Annotated in this window: 16 protein-coding genes and 1 pseudogene; 7 read left to right on the top strand and 10 right to left on the bottom strand. The window is 40.6% G+C overall.

What is annotated here, in order from left to right:
* The first annotated feature begins 96 nt into the window (after window positions 1–96).
* Window positions 97–408 carry a helix-turn-helix domain-containing protein gene (locus tag H5123_RS06795; RefSeq protein ID WP_182697452.1) on the top strand — a complete coding sequence of 104 codons (312 nt, stop codon included), beginning with the start codon at window positions 97–99 and terminating at the stop codon, window positions 406–408.
* A 127-nt stretch (window positions 409–535) separates the two neighbouring features.
* Here H5123_RS06795 and H5123_RS06790 read toward each other — a convergent pair whose 3' ends face one another.
* From H5123_RS06790 to H5123_RS06770, 5 genes are read right to left on the bottom strand one after another with little or no spacing between them, the layout of a single operon-like run.
* Window positions 536–2,290 carry a hypothetical protein gene (locus tag H5123_RS06790; protein ID WP_182697451.1) on the bottom strand — a complete coding sequence of 585 codons (1,755 nt, stop codon included), beginning with the start codon at window positions 2,288–2,290 and terminating at the stop codon, window positions 536–538.
* A 15-nt stretch (window positions 2,291–2,305) separates the two neighbouring features.
* Complete coding sequence (locus H5123_RS06785) at window positions 2,306–3,781, bottom strand: hypothetical protein (protein WP_182697450.1); 1,476 nt, start codon at window positions 3,779–3,781, stop codon at window positions 2,306–2,308.
* A 14-nt stretch (window positions 3,782–3,795) separates the two neighbouring features.
* Window positions 3,796–7,473, bottom strand: coding sequence for a DEAD/DEAH box helicase family protein (locus H5123_RS06780; RefSeq protein WP_182697449.1), 3,678 nt, complete (start codon window positions 7,471–7,473; stop codon window positions 3,796–3,798).
* Between the two features lie 21 nt (window positions 7,474–7,494).
* Window positions 7,495–8,688: a restriction endonuclease subunit S gene (locus H5123_RS20770; protein WP_182697448.1), complete on the bottom strand. Its 1,194-nt coding sequence runs from the start codon at window positions 8,686–8,688 to the stop codon at window positions 7,495–7,497.
* Window positions 8,685–10,292 (bottom strand): class I SAM-dependent DNA methyltransferase, encoded by a 1,608-nt coding sequence (locus H5123_RS06770; protein WP_182697447.1) that lies wholly within the window; start codon window positions 10,290–10,292, stop codon window positions 8,685–8,687. Before H5123_RS06770 ends, H5123_RS20770 begins: the two co-directional genes overlap by 4 nt.
* Window positions 10,293–10,562: 270 nt before the next feature.
* On the opposite strand from H5123_RS06770, the gene H5123_RS06765 reads away from it, so the two are divergent.
* The 6 genes and pseudogenes from H5123_RS06765 to H5123_RS06745 all read left to right on the top strand — a co-directional run bounded on the left by H5123_RS06765 (window position 10,563) and on the right by H5123_RS06745 (window position 17,193).
* Entirely contained in the window at window positions 10,563–11,795 is a 1,233-nt protein-coding gene (locus H5123_RS06765) for a TniQ family protein (protein WP_182697446.1), read from the top strand.
* A complete protein-coding gene (locus H5123_RS06760; protein WP_182697445.1) occupies window positions 11,789–13,894 on the top strand; it encodes a type I-F CRISPR-associated protein Csy2 in 2,106 nt (701 codons plus the stop codon). Before H5123_RS06765 ends, H5123_RS06760 begins: the two co-directional genes overlap by 7 nt.
* Before the next feature lie 9 nt (window positions 13,895–13,903).
* Window positions 13,904–14,959, top strand: coding sequence for a type I-F CRISPR-associated protein Csy3 (gene csy3 / locus H5123_RS06755; protein WP_182697444.1), 1,056 nt, complete (start codon window positions 13,904–13,906; stop codon window positions 14,957–14,959).
* 1 nt (window position 14,960) lies between these two features.
* The gene (gene cas6f, locus H5123_RS06750; protein ID WP_182697443.1) at window positions 14,961–15,572 is read left to right on the top strand and encodes a type I-F CRISPR-associated endoribonuclease Cas6/Csy4; all 612 of its coding nucleotides are present in this window, start codon (window positions 14,961–14,963) and stop codon (window positions 15,570–15,572) included.
* 810 nt (window positions 15,573–16,382) lie between these two features.
* Window positions 16,383–16,609: pseudogene (locus tag H5123_RS20590) on the top strand (transposase); the annotation flags it as partial.
* Between the two features lie 203 nt (window positions 16,610–16,812).
* A complete protein-coding gene (locus H5123_RS06745; protein ID WP_182697442.1) occupies window positions 16,813–17,193 on the top strand; it encodes a hypothetical protein in 381 nt (126 codons plus the stop codon).
* Between the two features lie 357 nt (window positions 17,194–17,550).
* Here the strand turns inward: H5123_RS06745 and H5123_RS06740 are convergent, their stop codons facing one another.
* From H5123_RS06740 to H5123_RS06720, 5 genes are all read right to left on the bottom strand, one after another.
* Window positions 17,551–17,763: a DUF3892 domain-containing protein gene (locus tag H5123_RS06740; RefSeq protein WP_182697441.1), complete on the bottom strand. Its 213-nt coding sequence runs from the start codon at window positions 17,761–17,763 to the stop codon at window positions 17,551–17,553.
* A gap of 203 nt (window positions 17,764–17,966) precedes the next feature.
* Complete coding sequence (locus tag H5123_RS06735) at window positions 17,967–18,494, bottom strand: hypothetical protein (protein ID WP_182697440.1); 528 nt, start codon at window positions 18,492–18,494, stop codon at window positions 17,967–17,969.
* Between the two features lie 9 nt (window positions 18,495–18,503).
* On the bottom strand, window positions 18,504–18,692 hold the full coding sequence (locus H5123_RS06730) for a hypothetical protein (RefSeq protein WP_182697439.1): 189 nt from the start codon (window positions 18,690–18,692) through the stop codon (window positions 18,504–18,506).
* A 771-nt stretch (window positions 18,693–19,463) separates the two neighbouring features.
* Window positions 19,464–20,936, bottom strand: coding sequence for a group II intron reverse transcriptase/maturase (ltrA, locus tag H5123_RS06725; protein WP_182697628.1), 1,473 nt, complete (start codon window positions 20,934–20,936; stop codon window positions 19,464–19,466).
* A gap of 689 nt (window positions 20,937–21,625) precedes the next feature.
* On the bottom strand, window positions 21,626–21,768 hold a 143-nt coding region (locus tag H5123_RS06720), incomplete at its 5' end, for a tyrosine-type recombinase/integrase (protein WP_182697438.1).

Here is a 21,768-nt window from a genome sequence, read left to right as displayed (position 1 = left end):
ACAATAACGAGTAAAAAGCTAAGGATTCCTTAGTATACCTTAAGGCAAAAAACTAAGACAATCTAAGTTATCTGGAATTAATAAAAAAATGAACTCGTGTCAGAAAAACAGATTAACCCATTGCCGCATAGGCTTAAGCAGGCGAGAAAGGCTAAGGGTATTAGCCAAAAGCAACTTGGTATCCAATTGGGTATGGAACCCGGTACGGCAAGCGCGCGCATGAATCATTATGAAAAGGGCAAGCACACCCCCGATTATGCAACGCTAAAAGCGATGGCTGATGAGCTGGGCGTGCCAGTGGCTTATTTTTTCTGTGAATCAGAAAGCACAGCTGAATTGCTGTGCTTTCTTGATAAAATGACAGAGGAAGAAAGGGTTGTACTCGTAAAACAAATTAAGGCCGATTAAGCATTAGAAGCCAGGACAATAATCGTATACCTATTTATCCATTAACTACCTTGTACAATTGAATACTCGAGGCCATAAGATATAGGGGCCTGTGTAATTCGTTGCATTGTATTATTATCTAATCCCACTATAGTCCTTTAGTGTAATATCCCTCTAATTTTCTTTCACCTTGGTTCCCGCCAGCAGTAATGCTAGCAACCCCTCCATTATGAATGATGCGCTTTCTCGCACCGCCTAATGATACGGCTATTCTAGGATAATCTTCTTCTAATTCAGGGTATTCTTCCTCTAACCAGTGAGGAAATGGCTTAGTTTGAATCAGTTTCAGGGCTTTGCCTTGTGCTCGAATAGAACCCTGAGCTAAGGCTTTTACCATTGGTAAACCTGCACCACCACCTGTCAAAGCTACCGCTAATGCCCCATTAGGAGCACCAGTGATAAAACTGCTATCGATTCTATTGAGAATTTCATCTCTGCATTCAACTAATGAATCTGAAAACTTTGTTACTTGTGGTAATGACATAAATTCATCTAAGTGAATTTCTATTAGCTCGTCATTAAATAACTTCACATGCACTTCACCATCTTCAAATAGGCGCTCTTTGTAGTCGCGAAGAGACAGTTCTAGATCACCAGAAAAGTTACGAAAATTCTCATTATCGGAAGTTATCCCTGCTTTCTTTAAAATAAGTTGTTTTAAAAGCTTATCAAGATGGTTACCGGCTTCGGTTATGCCCATAGATGAGTTTTCAACTTCTAGAGCAGTACTTTTCCCTGTATTAGGTGTATATGCCATGCGATAAATACTAAAGTCACTCGTACCAGCGCCAATATCTACAACCATTAGCAATGAATTAACATTTCCCTCCCAACTTATGATGGAACCAGCTACACCTAATGGCTCGGTGATACCATCTTTAATAAACGGGTATTCTAGCCTTTCTTGACGGACTAGTTTCTTTGCAGCAATGAAATCTGAAAGATGAATGCCATTTCCCAAAGTGTGATAGAAGGTATCAGCTAAGATTTGCGCCTCACCTAGCATACGAGACAATAGCTTTTCAGTATCTCTGGACTTACTTGTATCTAAACATGGCATAGCAAACCGACGATTTAGGTTTCTTGGTTCATCTAACTCTTCTAGGCAGTGATTTACAGCCCACGTAAGATACATCAAGTAAGCCATAACCATGTCACCATAGGTAATTTCTATATCTGTCGGATTAAACAAAGAAGATACGGGTTCGTTAAAGCCTTCTTCAGATAGATAACGCTTAATGTTATCTAAGCGCTGCAAGCCTGCGTAAAATTTTGACCAATCTTGTGCCTTCTTACCAAACCAGACTTTGCCATCAGGATCGATAAAAACGGATGAAATTAGCATGGTTTCTGAAACCTCTTCTTGGTCACCAGGCACGCCCAAATGCAATACATGGATTTCTTCGAAATCACGCTCCAGTGACTTATCTTTGACTAGGGTCACTTTTGACATAGCCGTACCAAAATCTAGACAAAGTCGCTCATCACTCGCAGGTTCTGTCAATGAGAGTACAGATGTATCCAACTCAATAATACGACTTACAGGTGCTTGCTCTACAATGTTTTTTTCAACAATGGGTTTATCATTGTCAGTAACTTCAGGATTTTGTGTAGGAGCAAGTTCTTGGGGAGCGGCTAATACTGGTTCTTTAATAGGTTTGGTAGGCGTCGGGTGAATAGGCGTTGAAGGGGAGACGCTATTATCTAGCGCACCGAGCGCTAGCTTAAGAGCTGTCAACTCATCATCAGTTAATAAACCTTTTAGTTCAAAGCTATCTTCATCGACCTGTTTGACCCGCTTAAGTAAACTCTTTAACAGGATTTTAGCTTCCATGATTTCCATGTAATTCTTCCTTAATTATTCTTCTTTTGATACCCGTGGTTTAACCAATACTTTAATTTTTCCACCAAAATCTTTCTGGATGCCATCCCGCTCAACACGAACTGTTCTAATCCCCATCTGATGTCCTCCAAGCAATTCATGCTGCAATGGGTTGTATTCTAAAACAGCGCCTTTTAACCCCATATGCTTCAGTTTCCGCATAGTGGCAAGTTGTCTTGCAACAAGCGCTATTTCTCCATAACTGGCAGCAGCTTTTTTGACTGTAGCGGCTAAAGCAGGGTCAGATATTTCAACAAATGGAACTACAGCTCTTTCAAGCTTTTCCATAACTGTTTTACTGTCTTCAACATTAATCAATAATGATCCAATTTGTTGATCTTCAGAGTTGCCAATTTTATGTACCACTTCGCGCTTTCTATTTTGTACATTACCAGCTTGTTCCCACCAAGCTTTAACATCTGGCTCTAGCTCTTGAGCCTCTGCAAAGTGGGACACAATTGCAGGCATGGCCTGAGATTTTGAGTAATAAGCAGATGTAAGCATTTCAACTAGATCACTGTCTGTTTTGCCTTGACGAGCGACAACTAGTGCAGCTTCTTTTAAACATGTCCGGATACGTTCTAAATTTTTTGACTGACGCATAATGTCAGCCCAAACATCTCGCCCCAGAACACTACGAGCTTTTTCAAGCATACTATAGGTGGGTGCTAATAAAGCATGAGAAAAACGTAACTCGATAATACGTGCCAGCATGAGTAAGTTGTCATCAATAATGTCAGTAAGAACATCCTCTCCAACTTCTCGGTTACCTGTCAGCATCAGCTTAAATAACCAATCACCTAACGCTATACCAGGATGTTCGCCTACGTTACTTGACCACTCTTGAACCGCCTCTAGTGTAGAGCTAGAGATTCGGCGGATTCGTTTGTATCTTGCCTCATTACTTTCAATTGATTTTAGGGTATCAAAAGCTCCACTGAATGCTTGCCAAAATGAAGATAGATTGCCAATTTCTCCTAATGCAGTAGCTATGAAGATTCTGCGAGCTTTCTCGGCAGTATCGACAGAAACAGCTTCTTTGAGACAGTATTTAACCAGCCAAGGAGCTTTAACTGATGCAAATGATAACGAGGCATAATATTTCTCGTCTCCATCCGCCAGTAAATCTATCGACTCTGGTTCATCTCTAAACAATTCATCAAGTCTTTCAAATACTGTTTCTTTGCGACCACGCGCAACTGCTGAAATACGCCCTAATATGGCAGCAGAAACAAGTCTATTTTCTTGTTTGTTGCCATTATCAGCCAATGCTAACTCAACTACGGCATCACAAATAAAATAAAGATTATCGTCTTTGAGCAACCCTTGTATTTTTTGTTTTGCCATTGAACGTGTTAGCAGCTCATTGACTGATCGAAGATCATCAGCACCTTTTATAAATTCAAGTTGAGCACTAATGTCATCTAATGATATTTCTTGTTGTTTTTTCATGTTATTTCATTATCCTAGGCACTCTTACTATCTTCAACCACAGCATTGGCATTCACTTTCCGTATCACCCCAAACAGCTCGACCACTTTACCTTCATCAAAAAAGCCGTAAGCGCTTTCGCCGTGGTAATCGGTAAATGGCGGTTCAAATATTTGGGCCATATCGAGTACGCCGTTGTGAACAAGGTAATCAATTACTTGGTCAACAAAGTTGATTTGCTCGGCATTGTAAATGCCGTCATCTAAAAAGCTGCTGAAGGCTTCTTTGGCAGCATTTAAGTCTAAGCCTACTAATTGGCGAATAAATGCGCCTAAGGGCTTCTCCTGCAATATTTGATGGCGATAAGCCTCTACGTCACTCATGCCGCTGGCATCCAGCAGCAACCCATCGAGTACATCTAAGTCGGCTTGAGTGATAGGCTTATTACGTTTTAGCTTTTGAATGGTTAACTGATCTTGATGATCTTTAATATACAGCTCAATTTTTTTGCGATATTGAGCTAAATCCATGGTTGGGCTTTGATAAACAGCGGTAACGTCATGTACGCCTTGTACGTCATCTTCAAAGTTGGTGTACACCACTTCTTTTTTTTCTTTATCGATAGCGAACATTAAGTTACGTAAACGTCTACGTATATCTTCAAGTGTCACTAGATGGATGTCTTGCCAAAACTCGTGAGTTTGTATGTCTTGGATCAGTTGTAACTGAGCCTGAATGGCAGGAATATTAGCTTTTTCTTCTAGTAACTGAGCAAACTCCATTACTCGTAATCGAGATTGTTCCGGCACCATACCTTTTTCAAGCAATGCCAGTTGCATGGTTAAAATAATATTATCAAAGCGGTTAGATAAGTTATTGGGTTGTTCGTCTTGATTAAAGGCTTCAGCCTCAGTCGGTAACACGGATACATGGCTTTCTAGCTCAGTAAACTTGGTGTCATCAATATTGTTCCAATGGTCGCGGTTTAAAAAGGGTTCAACCGCTTGGCGTTTTGGTCTAACAATAAAGTTATCGAGATTCATGCCTATAACTTGATGATGCAACATATCAAGCTGATAGGTGTTTAAGCCACGCAATAAATTACAGTCTTCTGGGTGCTTTTCTTGGTAGCTTTTATCTTGCAGGCGACTGTTAAGCAAGGTACTAAGCTTTACACGTTTTTCGAACACTTGTTGAGTCACCGGCAGAGCAATACTTACGGGCAAACCAGTTGGGTTAGCATCAAAGTATTCGAAGTTCTGGCAATAATCGAATACTTTAAAAGTGGTTTTATGATCATTCGGGCCAAATAAATCGGGGCATAAGCGTGTGCCACGGCCAATCATTTGGGTAAATTTTACCTTAGAGCGTATAACTTTAAAAAACACCAGGTTAACCACTTCAGGCACGTCAATACCGGTGTCGAGCATGTCTACTGATATCGCAATGCGGCAGGTCGGATTTTTCGGGTCAAAGTCTTTACGATCGTTTTCATCGCCGCCAAATTCATCTATTAAACTTTGGTTATATTTTTCAGAGTAAGTGATAACTCGTGCTAACTTACCCGCCCATTTGGGGTAGTTCTTGTTAAACACGGTTTCTAAAAATATCGCATGGTCATTATTAGTCGCAAATATGATGGTTTTACCAATCACATCGCCGCCTTCAACATGTATGCCGCCAAGTAAATCTTTACTCATTAGCTGGGCGAACATCTTTTCTGCGGTATCTTCGTTGAACAAGAATTTATTTAACTCTGACGATAAAACCTCTTCACGATCCTCAAGCTCTGTTTTGCTTTCCCACTCTAATTGCTCATCTTTCGACAACTCTTTGTATTTAATACCATCTCGTAAAAACTTAGTTTTAACGGTTATTTTAGTCGGCGGGACTAAGTATTTTTCGGCATAGGCGCTGACATCTTCATAAGCGTAAGTCGGCATGCCTTTTTGTAAGTCAAAAATGCCGTAGGTATCTTTTTCAACTTCATCTTTTGGGGTGGCGGTTAAGCCTACTAACAAGCCGTCAAAATACTCAAAAATTTGCCGATACTTTGAATACACAGAGCGATGGGCCTCATCGACAATGATTAAATCAAAATGGCCCACGCCAAATGGGCGTTCATCTGCACCACGGTCGAGTAGGTTTTTCATTGTCGGGTAAGTAGCAAAATACAAACGGCTTTCAATGCTGTCTTTGCTTTGGCCAGAGCTTAACATAGCGCAACTCACGCGGGGTAATAGCCTAACGAAGTTCTTTTTCGCTTGAGTTAATAAGGCATTGCGGTCGGCTAAAAATAAGATGTTTTTAATCCAATCGTTTTTAACCAGCAAATCAACCAGGCTTATTACGGTACGGGTTTTACCTGTACCGGTTGCCATGACGAGCAGAGCTTTGCGTTGATGTTCTAATTCAAAGTCCTGCAAAATATGAGTAATTGCCGCTTTTTGATAATGACGGTTAGTGATGTCGTTATTGATATCAAGGTTTTCAGTTTCAACCAGCGGGGTGTTACTACCCGTCATAAAAAACGCTTTACGATCGCTGCGGCGTTTTATCATTAACTCAAGTTCAGCCTTGGTATAAAAACCTTGTACCTTACGTGGCGGGTAAAAATAGTCATCCCACAAACGGGTTTCATAGCCATTGCTGTAAAATATCACCGGGCGCACGCCACACTGCTTTTGTAAGCAATCGGCATACAGTTTGGCTTGCTGCTGGCCATCTTCTGGGCGGCGACTGGTACGTTTGGCCTCTACCACTGCCAGGGCAGTGCCATCATCACCCCACAGCACATAATCCACAAAGCCATTCCCATTGGGGTTAGCGGTCGATATTGGCATGCTGTTAACCGGATATTCGCGGTCGCGCGCTTGGTTTAAAGGCCAACCCGCTTCATTAAGCAGAGCATCGATTAAGTAATGGCGGGTTTCGGCTTCGTTATAGTCGTGGGTATCAAGTTGCGTTTCTGCGTTTTGTTTGGCTTTGGCGATTTGCTCAAGCAAGGCTTGGTTTTCGGCCTTTAACGCAGCGTTTTCACTCAGCTGTTGCTGATACTCATCACGCTTAACACTGTCACTTTCTGCCAGCTGTTTTTCGAGATCTTGCACTCGCTTAATGCTGCTCATCGCCTTAGTCACAAGACCTGCATCAATGGCAAGCTTGTGGGGGATTAATGCTTCATCAAACGGCGCAACGGTAAATTGCTGTCTGTCTAACGCTGGCGTATAGGTGCGAACGAACCAATACAGCACATGGTGCAGCTCTTTTACCGATTGTAAGGCATCACGCTGTGGCAGTGCGCTTTTGCCGTGTACGGCCTCGTTACCGATTTTGATAATCAGTTTAAGCTTAGGGAATAAATTACTGCTGAGGTTTTGCTTAAAGCCCTGCTCATGAATCAACGACATTAACGTAGCGTCATGGCGTGGCCGAGTTAACCAGTTGTCGATGTCAAATACGGTTTCAACCATTAGCTCCAGTGCATTACGGGCGTAAAAGCCAGCAATGCGCGGATCGGTTTTAATGTTGGCTTCAGCGCTTTTAGCCCGCAGCTGTATTTCAGCGCAGCGCATAGAATACAGATCATTGGCTGCTCCATTTGCAATCGCCACATCCATAAAGTCAAAATTACTCATGCCAAGAGAGTTAGCGCCAAAAGCGCTAGCGTCATGTGTGGCTGTGGATTCTGGAGGTTGAACCGTATCTGACATGTAAGTTCCTTTTACATCTTATTAAGTGTTAGCGTTATCGAGGTTAAGCTCGCCATTGAAAGCTTTTTGCATTAGGGCGCTAAATAATAAATCCAACTCTTTTGAATGCTGCTTATGGGCTAAATGCTCATTTTTTAATACATTTAATGCTAATGTATATTTAGTCTGCAAAGCCTCTGAAGGAATTGGAACTTGAATCGAGTGTAGTATTTTTTTGTTTAAATTAGGCATCGTAGCACCTAAAGATTGTTCTTCTAACCACGATTTCATCGAGCTGCAGGACATAACAGAATTTAAATATACTGGCTGAATGAGTTTAGATTTTGGACGAATATATAAGCTACCCGTACCACAGAACCAACCTTTTGATGAGTCATCAACTAAAGCTGTTCGTCCCATTTCACCTCGTCTGCCCATGATAATGTCACCACTCTTTAAGTGATAATTAGGCAGTGACTCAAACTTTTCTAATGTTAGCGTTAAGTTTAAGTTAGGGACAATTTGGCCTTTAATAATATGAGTTGGATTTATTAATGGAATTCCATCGGAAATGTAATCTTCTTTATGAAGCTGTGAGCCAAATGGGCCAATTTGTACTTTGGCTAAACTATCAAGAGTTTTAGTTTCCCACCCCTTCAGATTGGTCACTGGATCACCAAACATCTCAATAAACACGGACTGAGCGAGGCTGTTTAGCTCTTGCTCCAAAAGCTTACAGTCTTTACGCAGTTGGTCGGCTTTTTCTAACACCGCCGCAATTTGCTTTTGGGTTTCGAGTGGTGGGAGTGGGATTTTTAGTCCTTTAAGGATAGATAAATTTATATTCTTTTGTGCAACCCCTCCCGACTGTTTTTCTATATCCGACAACTTAGATTTTAAGCAATACATCAAGTATTTATTATCAATATTTGCATAACATTTAATCGCTGCAATAGCTTGATTTGTAGCCATATCCTCACCTAAAATGGCTACTCGCCCTAAAGTCGCAAATATGGAAATGATGACGGAATCTTTGCAAAACAACTTAGCTGAACTGTTTCTCAAACCTTCTTTTGTTATCTGTTCTTTAGTGCTGACTACTAAGTCAAAATCCTTGTAATCTCTTATTGATAACCATTTAATACCATCTCCCCAGTAATCTTGGTTACTTCGTGATGGTGTACCGCCTGCATATATTTCTCCAAGCGAAGCGAGATTTACTAAAGGCCAACTCACAGTAATTTCTCCAACTCTTGCACACCCTTTGCCATCTTCTCTTGCAGGGTTTTAATTCGCGCTAAAATTACTTTCGGTGAATCGTACTGTACTTCTTCATACACCACTTCTTTATAACGATTGAGGCTTAAATCGCAGTCGTTAGCGGTAATGCTTGCCACTGGCACCATAAAACTTTGTTCGGTGGTTTTGCGGCTGTGCTCTGGGCTGGCAAGGTTGGGCGTGCCATCGGGATTAGTTAAACTTAAATAACGGGCAATAATATCGGCAATGTTGCTTTGTTCGTGAGTGGGCTGCGCTCCATCTTTAAGCAGTGGTGTACGTTTGTCGTCAAGCGAAAAACCATCGGCCTGCATGTCGTAAAACCACACTTTGTCGGTGCCGCCTGAATTGGTTTTAGTGAAGATTAAAATGGCAGTGCTGACACCGGCATAAGGCTTAAATACCCCTGATGGCAAGGAGATAACCGCTTCGAGCTTTTGCTCGTTGACGATTTTTTCGCGAATGCTTTTGTGGGATTTAGTTGAGCCGAATAACACCCCGTCTGGCACGATAACTGCTGCGCGGCCACCAACTTTTAGCATGCGTAAAATCAGCGCTAAAAACAGTAATTCAGACTTTTCGCTTGGGCCTTTGGCTTTAATTTCAACCTGCGTCTCTACGCCGTCTTCATCGATTTCAGTTTTGTACTTTGGCGCCACTTTTTTTGTGGCTGGGTTTTTACCTAAGGCGCGCAGTAAGTCAGGGGCGACGATGTCAAAATCGACCGAGCCTTTAAATGGCGGGTTAGCCAAAATTAAGTTATAGGCCTCACTGATATTGGCATCGCCTTGGTCTTGTAAGCTGTCGCGATACAGTACGCTTGGGTTTTCAATGCCGTGCAATAGCATATTCATCGCGCCTATGCGCAGCATGCTTTTGTCAAAGTCGAAACCAGTGAACATGGCATTATTCACATGTTTACGGTTTTCTGGCTTGTTAACCTCTTGCTTATAGTTGTTTTCAACGTATTCAAGCGCCGCCATTAAAAAGCCGCAGGTGCCCGATGATGGGTCACAAATGGTGTCGCCTAATTTAGGCTGCATTAGCTCAACCATCATTTGGATTAGATTACGCGGGGTGCGGAACTGGCCATTAACGCCAGATTGCTGCAACTTGCTGAGTAGGTATTCGTATAAGTCGCCTTTGGTGTCTTTGTCGTCCATGTTGATGGCGCTAAGCAGTTGCACCACTTGGTCGAGCAACTTAGCTGACGGGATCATAAAGATGGCGTCTTTCATGTGCTCGGCAAAGCTGCCTTCATTGTGCAGAGCTTTGATTTTAGGAAACACGTGATTTTGGACTATGTCCATCATCACGTTAGGATCTTTATCTTTAAAGTTGTTCCAGCGTAGCGCTTGCTCGTCTGGACCAAAGGTTGGGTTAGCAACAGGAATGCCAGTGGCCTGTGCACGACGCTCAGCGGTGCGCTGCAGCTCGTCTAAACGGCGAATAAATAACAGATAAGAGATTTGTTCAATTACCGAGATAGGATTGGCGACACCGCCGGTCCAAAACATGGTCCACACTTGGTCTATTTGATTACGTATTTTGCCTGTTAACATTGATTCTCTCTTGGGTATGCAGTAGTACACATTATGCGTTTAACCGCACTTAAACCGTGTACATGAGCTTCGCTATTTATTTAGCTTAAGCCCTTAAATATTTGGTTTTATCATATCAGTTAATGTGCAGTAAGTTATGGTTTCCGGTCAAGTTTTTGGTTTGCTTATTCACACTATTTCATCGGTGTATAAACATATCTGAAGAGTTTCTTGTCATTTTAGATAAAAGCTTATAAGTTAAGCTAAGACTTCCTTAGTTTTTGGTGCGGTATGGCTTTTCTATTTTCTCCTAAATCTCGTGCATTTAATGATGAGTCGCTTGAGAGTTATTTACTGCGGGTAGTGGCTGAGAACTTTTTTGATTCATATGAGCAACTCAGCCTAGCTATACGTGAAGAGCTGCATGAGCTTGATTTTGAAGCCCACGGCGCTTTTCCTATCGATTTAAAGCGGCTTAATGTTTATCACGCCAAGCACAACAGCTACTTTAGAATGCGAGCTTTAGGCTTACTAGAGTCTTTGCTTGGTTTGCCGCAATTTGAACTTCAGAAATTGGCTTTGTTAAGGTCAAATAGAATTATTGTTGGATCGGCTGTGGCCGTGCATCGCAATGGCTCCGATATTCCTTTGAGTTTAGTTAGGTATTCGAGTGAAGAGGGCGAACAGAGTATTCCTATTTGTCCGGAATGTTTGCAAGAAGAGGCTTATGTTCGACAAGCTTGGCATTTGAAACCTGTTGAGGCTTGTACAAAACATGGATGCGAGTTGATGCATCATTGCCCTGAATGTGAACTCCCCATTAATTACATTGAGAATGAGTCAATTACCCACTGTTCATGTGGCTTTGAATTTTGCTTAGCTCATCCTAAAAAAGCTGATTCTCAAGCTGTTGTATTATCAAGTGTGGTATTCAATGGTGAGCCTAAGTCTAGTAACATATTGCTGTGTGAAGACTCTTTAACACATAGATTAGCTGCATTGGCATGGCATAGTAAGCGTTTTTCTAAAGATAATGATTACTGTTATTTTGATGCTATTGAATATTTTGTTGGTTGGCCTAAAACCTTTTATCAAGAACTTGATTTGTTGACCCAAGGGGCTGACTTCAAGCTGATTGATTTGTTTAATCGTACTGCTTTTCGGTTTATTTTTGGTGAGTTAATTCTGTATTCAGAATGTCTTCGTCCTGAGGATAAAAAACCGCATTTTATTTATATCGCATTGATGGATTATTTATACAATTTAGTTGAATTACATCCTAAAACTAAAAAGCCAAATGTAGCTGATTTATTGGTGAGCGTAGCTGAGACTGCCGTTCTGTTGTCGACGACTTATGAGCAGGTTTATCGGTTGTATCAAGATGGGATTTTAACATCGGGATATCGACAGAAGTTGAAGCAACGAGTAGACCCTAATGTAGGTGTTTTTTATTTAAGACAAGTTATTGAGTATAAGCGTAGTTTTGGCTCAGATAGACAAGGAATGTACTTATCAGCATGGTAGAGAAAACCCATTTAAAACAGTTACTGGAAATTGACGATATTCAGGAGCGCGATATTGCTCTGAGACGTGGATTTACTGCTTATACTGAACCATTAGATATAACTGGATGTGAAAGTATTGCACTTGTTATTTTACTTAATTTGACTCATTCGAGGAAATTAGTAGACGACTTGCTTGATAAAGTTTTAGCAAAGAAAACTCTGAAAAATGAGACTCATTTGGAGCAATGTTTAAATGAAGTTTTATGGTTGCATACTCATAATCTCAAATACCCGGATATTCGAGTAAGTAAACAGCGACTGATTGCTTCTCCACCGATGTTACATCCGGCTGCGTTAAGTAGTGCTAATTGTGATCGAGTATTTGGATGGGCTCATGATAGTGCCAAAGTTAATTATGCAAAGTTATTTGGTAGCCACTTTGTTTGGCAGGGACAACTATGTTGCCTAGCGACCATACTTCCAACGGCCCCAACAGAGTGGAAAATTGCTTTTCAAGCTATTGGTTTATCCGTAAAGGATTATAATAATTTATGCAGCAGGATTAGGGGCTTACTTCCTGAAATGGAAAGTCCTGATAGTGTTGATAAGTTCTCTGTTCAAGTCCGTGTGCCTTATCGAGATAGTTATTTATCGATTACACCTGTTATTAGTCATGTTTTGCAATCTGAGCTGCAAAAAGCAGCAATAGCTAAGCAATGTCGTTATACCAATATTGGGTTTACTCGCCCAGCCTCTGTTGGTGATCTCGCTGCATCTCTCGGTGGCAATATACGAGTATTAAATTACCCACCTAGGATTTTTCATTCAGAGACCGGACAAAAGACATCGTGGTTAGCCAGAGTTCAGCGTGGTGAGTCTATATTGAATAACAAGGTGTTATTTCAAAAAGACTCTACTGGTGCGCTGGCTGGTTTGTTGTCGGTTGGTTTAGCATTAGCGTTAAAACAACGACGACAACAGAAGGTGGCAAGTATCAAACAGATACGATCTACTTTGTCTGCTTGGTTAGCGCCATTGTTAGAGCTGCGTTTGGCTATTAGCGAAAATAATATATCACTAGCTGAATTGTCGGGTATTCAAGGTTCTTTAGAGCATCAGTTTCTAGTGGAAGCAAATGATCATTTGCTTGAGTTGCTGCCACTTTTGTTCAGTTTGTTAAACTCAGTGTTATCTCAGTCTGCTACTACAAGTAAGTATGCTTTTAATCAACAATTGATCAAGCCACTTAAAGAGTCTTTAAAATGGCTGCTAGTTAATATTTCCCAAGAACCTAAGAGCTTACCTGTTGATGCTCATGAAGATGTTCAGCAGCGTTATCTGTATTTGAAAGGTATACGCGTATTTGATGCTCAAGCATTATCAAATCCATATTGCGCAGGCATTCCTTCATTAACGGCAGTGTGGGGGATGATGCATAATTATCAGCGACGTTTAAATGAAAGGTTGGGCACAAGGCTGCGAATGACTTCATTTTCATGGTTTATTCGGCAGTATTCATCTGTATCAGGTAAAAAACTGCCTGAATATGGTATGCAAGGGCCGAAAGAAAACCAATTTAGAAGAGCTGGTATTTTAGATAATCGATACTGTGACTTAGTGTTTGATCTAGTTGTGCATATTGATGGTTATGAAGATGAATTAACTGAACTTGATAATTCCATTGGCATTATTAAAGCAAGTTTCCCTGCTAATTTTGCCGGAGGGGTGATGCATCCTCCTGAAATTGATAAGACAAGTGACTGGTGTGCGTTATATCGAAGTGAAGCTCAGCTCTATTCAATTCTGAGAAGGCTTCCTGCATCGGGGAAGTGGATTATGCCGACAAGGCACTCAATCGGTAGTCTTGATGCCTTGTTATTGAAGTTGAAGAAAAATGCTTCGCTGCGCCCTGTTATGACCGGCTATCTTTTACTCGAAAAGCCTCAAGTCCGAAAGAAATCTATTGAGTTACAACATTGTTATGCTGAATCTGCCATCGGCGTTGTTGAGTGTGCGACAGCAATTGATATAAGGTTGCAAGGTATGCATAATTTTTTTAGACGGGCTTTTTGGATGCTTGATATAACAGAGACATCAATGCTGATGAAACGGATTTAAAGGAGTTTTATGGAGTTATGTAATGTTTTAAAATATGACCGTTCTTTATACCCTGGAAAAGCAGTTTTTTTCTATAAAACTGATGATAATGATTTCATTCCTCTTGAGGCTGAAATAAGCCGAATTCGTGGTCAGAAGGCTGGATTTACTGAAGCATTTACTCCTCAATTTAAACCTAAAAACTTAGCTCCTCAGGACTTGGCCTATTCTAACCCTTTGGTGATTGAAGATTGTTATGTCCCCCCTAATGTTGAATATCTTTATTGCCGTTTTTCTTTGAGAATTCAAGCAAACTCACTTAAGCCTTCTGGGTGTAGTGAGCCAGAGGTATTTACTTTACTCGAGGAGTTGGCTGCAACATTCAAAGAGTGTGGCGGGTATAAAGAACTTGCGACGAGATACTGCAAAAATCTGTTATTGGGTACTTGGTTATGGCGTAACCAAAATACAGGTAATACTCAGATTGAAATTAAAACGAGCTCGGGACAGTGTTATAAAATAGCCAACACACGACAATTTGCATGGGATAGTGTTTGGCCCTCTGATGCTCAGCAAGTTTTAGAGGCGTTAAGCGAAGAGATTTACCATGCTTTATCTGATAGTTCCATATTTTGGAGTGCAGATATAACCGCCAAAATTCAAACTACTTTTTGCCAGGAAGTCTATCCAAGTCAAATTCTTGGTGAGAAGGCTGCTAATGGTGAAGCATCTAAACAATTTTCTAAGGTTAAATGTATCGACGGTCGTTTAGCTGTTAGTTTTAACTCTGTAAAAATTGGTGCTGCACTTCAATTGATTGATGATTGGTGGGACGATGATGCCGACAAACGATTGCGAGTTCATGAGTATGGTGCTGACAAAGAGGTTGGAATCGCACGACGCCCCCCTGAAACTCAACGGAGCTTTTATTCCTTATTTGTTAATGCTGAATTGTATCTAAATGAGCTTAATAAGCAGATAAGTAACCCGGACTGTACAATTAGCCCTGATATTTATTATTTATTTGCTGTTTTGATAAAAGGTGGAATGTTCCAGAAAAAAGCTGAAATTAAGAAGAAGGTTTAGCATGAAGCGGTATTATTTTATGGTTCGATTTATACCTAAAGAAGCAAACTTGGCTCTATTGACCGGACGCTGCATTTCTATCATGCATGGTTATATCTGTAAGCATGATATTCAAGGTCTTGGGGTAAGTTTTCCTGCTTGGTCAGGTGAGTCTATTGGTAACATTATCGCTTTTATTCATACTGATTCTAATGTTTTAAATGCTTTGAGGCTGCAATCTTATTTTCAAGATATGAAGGAGTGTGGCTTCTTTGAGGTTGGGGAGGTTAGCACCGTGCCAACAGGCTTTGGTGAAGTCAGATTTAAGCGTAACCAAGGCATTGCAAAAATGTTTGTTGGCGAGGCCAGGAGACGGTTAAAGCGATTGGAACAAAGGGCATTGGTCAGAGGTGAACATTTTGAACCCAAAAAAAATAGTGAACCTCGAGAATTTGATACTTTTCATCGAATCGCAATCAGCAGCCAAAGTAATAACCAAGATTACATTCTTCATATTCAAAAATGTATCGTAGAGAAACAAGATAAGGCTGTGTTTAATCGCTATGGCTTTGCAACTAATCAGGAGTTGAATGGCACTGTTCCTGACTTATCTATGTTAATCGACAGCTTTTAACCTTATTAATTTAGGGGGCTAGTAAAATATTGAAAAATAGATGTATTAATTGCTTTGTAATTATTTTGGTGTTCAGTGGCATTTCAACTTTAACTATTGATTTTATAAAGTTATTTTTGATATGTTGATTGTGACCTGCCGAATAGGCAGCTAAAAATTCTAAATTTTAATTACCCCCTTTATTGGAGGAGTGACCTGCCGAATAGGCAGCTAAAAATCATTACAAGCTAGATTACAGAGTAGTATTAGAGTGACCTGCCGAATAGGCAGCTAAAAATGTAAGTGAAGTTGAACCAGTTAATCATGCATTAGTATCTGCCGAAAAGGCAGTAAATCTCTTCTTGTTTATGCAGGAAGAGATTTTTATTGTTTGATGAAATATTAAAGCTGTTAATTAGAATCAATATTTGGCTTGTAAAAAATTTATATCCAAAGTAGAGGATTAGCTGAGTAACGCTAAAGTGCCCCTAGGTATTGGTCTAATACCTAGGGGGGAGAATTGGGTCATAAGCATGCTGTCTTATCTGAAGTGATAAATCTTGCAATAAACACTACAGAGCGTATAACTTAACTACTAACTTTTATGGTATAAATCTCATGTCAAACGACTTTCGCTCTATCAAACAAGAAAAGCGTTCACGACAAAACAGCTATGCGAAGCGAGTTTTGGCTGGGAGTATTTCTTCTGAAAACCGTTGTATTTTGGTCGGTTGCAGAAAGTCTAAAGTCAATTTAGTTGTTCCAAAATCTATCTAAGTATTTATTTCTAAAAATAATTCTGATGATAGGGAATAAAGACGTTAGTACTTATTTAAACTCGATGTTGCCCAATTAGTTCTCGATAAAAACCATACTATTATCCAAGCATTGAAAGCGATGAAGGTTGGTAAATCGACTATTGATAAATGGTGGAGACTGCTAAAATTAGAACATCTGGATTACCCCAAAAAGCATCTCCCATTACCCCGAAATAAATTGAAATTTGTGAACTTAAAATGCAGATTGCCCTTCTTGAGGAGCATAAAGGAATCCTAAAAATTACAGGTTTTCAATGTCAGACTCGATAAAAATTTACATTAATTAGCGAACACAAGCAGAATTACCTTGGTCCTGTATCTCCAAATGAATATGAAAAAATATTTTTCTAGCCAAGCTAGGTGTATAAAAAATAGTAGTAAAATTAATGAAATATTTTTAATTTATGTGCTTAGATTATGTGGTCAGTTATTGAGGAATACATATGCAAGAAATCGATTGCAATGATCCAAAAGTTGTTCGAATTGGTTTTAAAACGGCATTGAGGATCTTGGAAAAATGGAGCTGCAGCCAACAGCAAATTCAAAAGTTACTTAAATTGCCTGAGAACTATGAATCACTTGAGTTTGAGCAAATGTGTTTGAGCAAAGAGCAAGTTGAAAGAATAAGCTATATCCTGAATATTCATGCTGGCTTACGGGTAACATTTAACAACCCTAAAAACATCTATGGTTTTATTAATATGGTAAATCATAATTCCCCTTTGAATGGTAACAAGCCAATAGATTTCATTTGCAATGGTGAATTAGAGCATTTTCAAAGGCTTCAAGTTCACATAGATGGTTTATTCGGGGGGGGAGCATAAAAGATATTTATTCTTTATCTGCAATCCTCTAGCAGCTCTAAATAATCTAGGTATGTATTCATGCGCAGAGCAAGCTGGTCATGTCAAGTATAGATGAAGATTTCAAACGAGATGTCATGCCTCATATCCATAATGTTAAATGGATTCGACTTATCTTCTACTGTACAAACTTTATTGCGTCAATAAAGTTTGTACAGTAATGAGCCTAGACATGTAAATTGTTTATGCCCCAAAGGGAGTTAACTCGCCAGGTTGAGTAGTCTTCAGCTAATTACGTTTACCATACATGCGCTAATGGATAAGAAAATACAAGACCTGGCACGAAGCTTTGTCGATAGGGTGAAGTAAGAGCTTAGGTTAATCATTGATGTTATCTGGTTTGTCGTGGTTCGGATTGTTCCTTGCGTATTCAACCCCATTTCTCTTATATATATGGGTGTCAGGATGCAGCCCTTGTTTCACTTCTTTGACCATTTGAGTGCGTGACACTTTTCCTCTACCTGTAACTGTGTAGTTATCGTTTCCGCCACCATTACCTCCATTGCCATTAATACTTGAACCTTTTGCCATTATGTACACCTCATAAAAATACTTCTTTAATTCCGTATGATTAATACTATCACGACCATTCTGGTCTGACCAGTGTGGCGCCAATTATATACGAAATATGATTACTACCCCAAAGGCGTCTTGAATGAATATTTCTCAAGGTTTAACTGTTTGTATTTACCCTCATCACCTTTAATAAGTAATGGGTTGTTAGATTCGACGAATTAGCTGTAAAAGTTGGCTTTTAGCGATTGATACCAAGGCATTTTAACCATTTTATCCTCACCTAAATCATAAACTTTAGAAAGCTCATTGTGGCAACGATCACCCAATGCTTGTATCAGGGGAGGTTCTTCAACTTCTATCGCTATCCGCTTGGCCTTTAACGACTTCTCTTCATAGTCGTAAATAAAATCACGACCTGATAGCTCAAGCTCTAATTGCAAATATTTCTGCCTTAAAGACGCATGTAGCGTGGTTTTAGCTTTAGAGTCGATAACAAGTTCCAGTGTTTGGGCCAAAGCGACTGCACACGCCAACCACTTAGCGATTCCATTATCACTTTGATAGATGGTGGCAAATGCGGCTGAACTCATCACAAGAGAAAAGGCGGTAACAAATTTACCAAAACGAGCATAAAAACTTTGCATGTGCATGTGATAACGCACACCTAATTGAGTGTTCCATAACAACGACCAATGACGATCATAGTCTTTTTCAATTGGTATTTGTGACGTATTTGTCTCTGTCATAGCTTCGCCTTATTTTTTGTCTGGGTTCCCCGTAGGTCTTACTGGAGTTGCTGTGGTTTGTAAAATATCTGATTTATTCGAACCACCAATAGAATGTCTAGTACCACCATAGTTTGTATCTTTAACTATATGACGGTTACCTTGTGAATTTTCAGGCGTTGAACCATTATTTTTACCATTATTACTCTTTTGACTCATCAGTCATCCCTCTATTATTGGTTTAGAATTGAACGTCATTATATTTACTTTATTTTTCGAGTATAACTATATCTAACCAATGTTTAAATAGTTCTGTATTCGTTTAAATATTTTCGACAAAACATAACACCGATAGAATTTTACGAGCCAACAGAGAGTGTTTTAAGTCATCATTAAGCATGTTGCTGCTGAGGCCCCTTATACAGTAACTGTCTGGATGAGTTAAGATACTTTTCATACTCAAAGTAATTTGCAAGCTGCTAATTTAGCAAACCTACTCGCACGTTTACGTTCAAAATATGATATGGCTTAACTAACTTATGCCCCAAAGTTGGTTAGGCTATGACCTGCGGCCACTAACGTCGTGGTGCTTCGCCCACACCAGACCAAGAGGAAATCAACGGCTATTCCCTCTTGGAACTCCCAGCCGCCCCGCAACATTTTCAAACAGCGAAAAGGTCGCCATGGGGATTGATCCAGCTTTTAACTTCATTTGAAACCTGCTTCGGCCTTATTCGAAAATGCTAACGCTTCCGATGGTACATCCTGTACCGCGAAAGCTAAGCTCACATCCATGTGAGCTTCACGCTATTTTCTTCAACGTCCTCAAGTTCAGAGTTGAATCACGTCAATTGTAAGCAAGGTATGCAAATCATTTATGTCGGATAGACGACACTTGTTACCAAGTGCCGCCCTCCTAAGAACCCAGCGTGCAACTTTCACTGCACTAGGCTCAAGCCTCCACAAAGGTATCGTTTGATACCCAGCAACTTATAAAGCAGTGAGAGCAGGTTCATTCCAAGCGTTACGAGCTTGCCTTTTCGATTTTCTCCTAGCCAAGTATTCTTGGTATTGAGGATCGAATGGTATAGCCGCACTTCGAATTTTCACATGTCTCTCAATAGGCACTTTGGCTATTTGGAATAGATTGAATTGGCAATCCATATCCTTGACCTTCTGCCAACCGTGAAATTGCCATTGGCCTTTTCGGTTGATGAAGTATTTAAGGGCTACCCAAGTCTTAGACTTTGTTGGATGGCGCCTTACTGCCCAGTGCCATAACGAATAGAATAGTTTGTGCCCAACATACCCGAATACTTGTTTAGCAACGCAATGACGATAATAATTCGCCCACCCCCTTAGTTTCGGATTTATCAGTTTGATAAGGTCGTTAACAGGGATGGTTGCGTGCTTTTTGATGAGTTCGCGCAGGTTACTTAAGAACAACAACGTGTTGGATTTACTCGGTTTAATGAGCAATTTTCCTTTGTACTTCCTATGATTAAACCCTAAGAAGTCAAAACCATTGTTGATGTGGGTAATATGCGTTTTCTCTTCGGAGAGTGTTAAGCCTCTTTCCGCTAAGAAATCAGCTATCAACGGTTTGATATCGTTCTCGAGCACTTCCTTTGAAGCGCAGGTGACGACGAAATCGTCGGCGTATCCAATAAAGTTGGCTCTGGCACCCTTTTTGAGTGCTGTAGACTTTATGCGCTGCTCAAGTCCAGCAAGAGTCATTAGCATCAAGGTGGGGGATATAACCCCTCCTTGTGGCGTGCCCTCATCAGTACGATAAAACAGCCCTTTGTCCATAAAACCAGACTTTAACCATTGTTCCAACATTCGTTTATCTATGGCGATGTTATCAATTAGCCATTGATGCCCGATTTTGTCGAAGCAGGATTTGATGTCCCCCTCAAGAACCCATTGTGCTGATTTCTTTAGAGCCAAACATTTGAAGCACTGATCGACTGCGTCAGCAGTGCTACGATTTGGTCTAAATCCATAGCTGTTTGGGTCAGCAAGCGTCTCCGATATTGGTTCTAATGCAAGAAGGTGGAGCGCTTGTTGTGCTCTGTCTATCATGCATGGGATACCAAGAGGTCTGAGTTTGCCATTCTTTTTGGGGATATAGATACGCTTGAGTGGTTTGGCTTGATATGCCTTCCTGCTCAATTGATTTACTGCTTTCATGCGGCGGGTATCTGTATTCCAGATAACACCATCAATTCCAGGCGTTTTACTGCCTTTATTTTGTGATACACGCTTAACAGCAAGAAGTTTTGCTGAACGCGAGTGAGTCAGTATCCACTGCAACGCTTTCGCCTTGCCGCGTTTACCTTCTCGTGTTGCTTTTGCAATACGCATCTGAAGCTTTAATACATGCGGTTCAACGGATTTCCAGTCTATTGACTGCCATTGAGCGCTGTCAGGAGAGGCACTAATTTCTGTTGAAATCATCATTTGCGTTTCTCCTTGAATAAAGTTCTTCAAATTATCTTGCAACGGGAGACCAGTCGGAAGTGGGCTCACTTTCGTGACCAGACACAAGTCTGTATCAGCATCGTTACAATGCAGCCTTTGCTTTTTCCAACCTCCTATACCTACATCACTATCGGCCAAATCAGCTTTCCCAAAGGGAGCGATATAGGCTTACCGTGTTCCGTATGTCGCGCAATGTCAGGTTAGATGCCCGCTATAGTGCGGAGAGCGTATTGATCACGAAAGAGCATGGGGCAATCTCTTTCCAACTCTCATGCCTTTTGGCTACAGCGTATTAACCACTTCCGCTGTTTCATCACATAACGCACCTTACGCGGATTCACTTATGTTTATCATACTGACTGCCTAGCACTCACCCGATTTGTGGTTATCAGGAGGATCGTCCTCTCACGATTGAGATCCCGATTAGTCCATGACCAATCTTCGTTACATTGTTAGGCTCGCTACTTTATTCAGAGCCCTAGGTTCATCTGGTGATACAGATGGTTCACTCAAAAGCGGTGAACAGCGCTTCATACGACCTCACGTCGCACGCCCCATTATGATTTAGAACAATTACTCATTCTAACTTTGTGTTTCTGTGTTTGCCTCATATTTACTAATGCGGAAAGCAAAAGATAAGGCCTTAGTAACTTGTTTTGTAGTATGCCTTAAAGACTGTCAAGAGAACTTATGACCCCAGTATGATGGCCACCAATCACATGGGTATATATCTCGGTCGTTTTGACATCACTGTGTCCCAATAACTCTTGGATGGTACGAATGTCATGGCCTTTGAGTAATAAAGATGTTG

The sequence above is a fragment of the Shewanella sp. SR43-4 genome (assembly GCF_014163845.1).
GTDB lineage: Bacteria > Pseudomonadota > Gammaproteobacteria > Enterobacterales > Shewanellaceae > Shewanella > Shewanella vesiculosa.
This window is presented reverse-complemented; position numbering and strand designations above follow the sequence as displayed.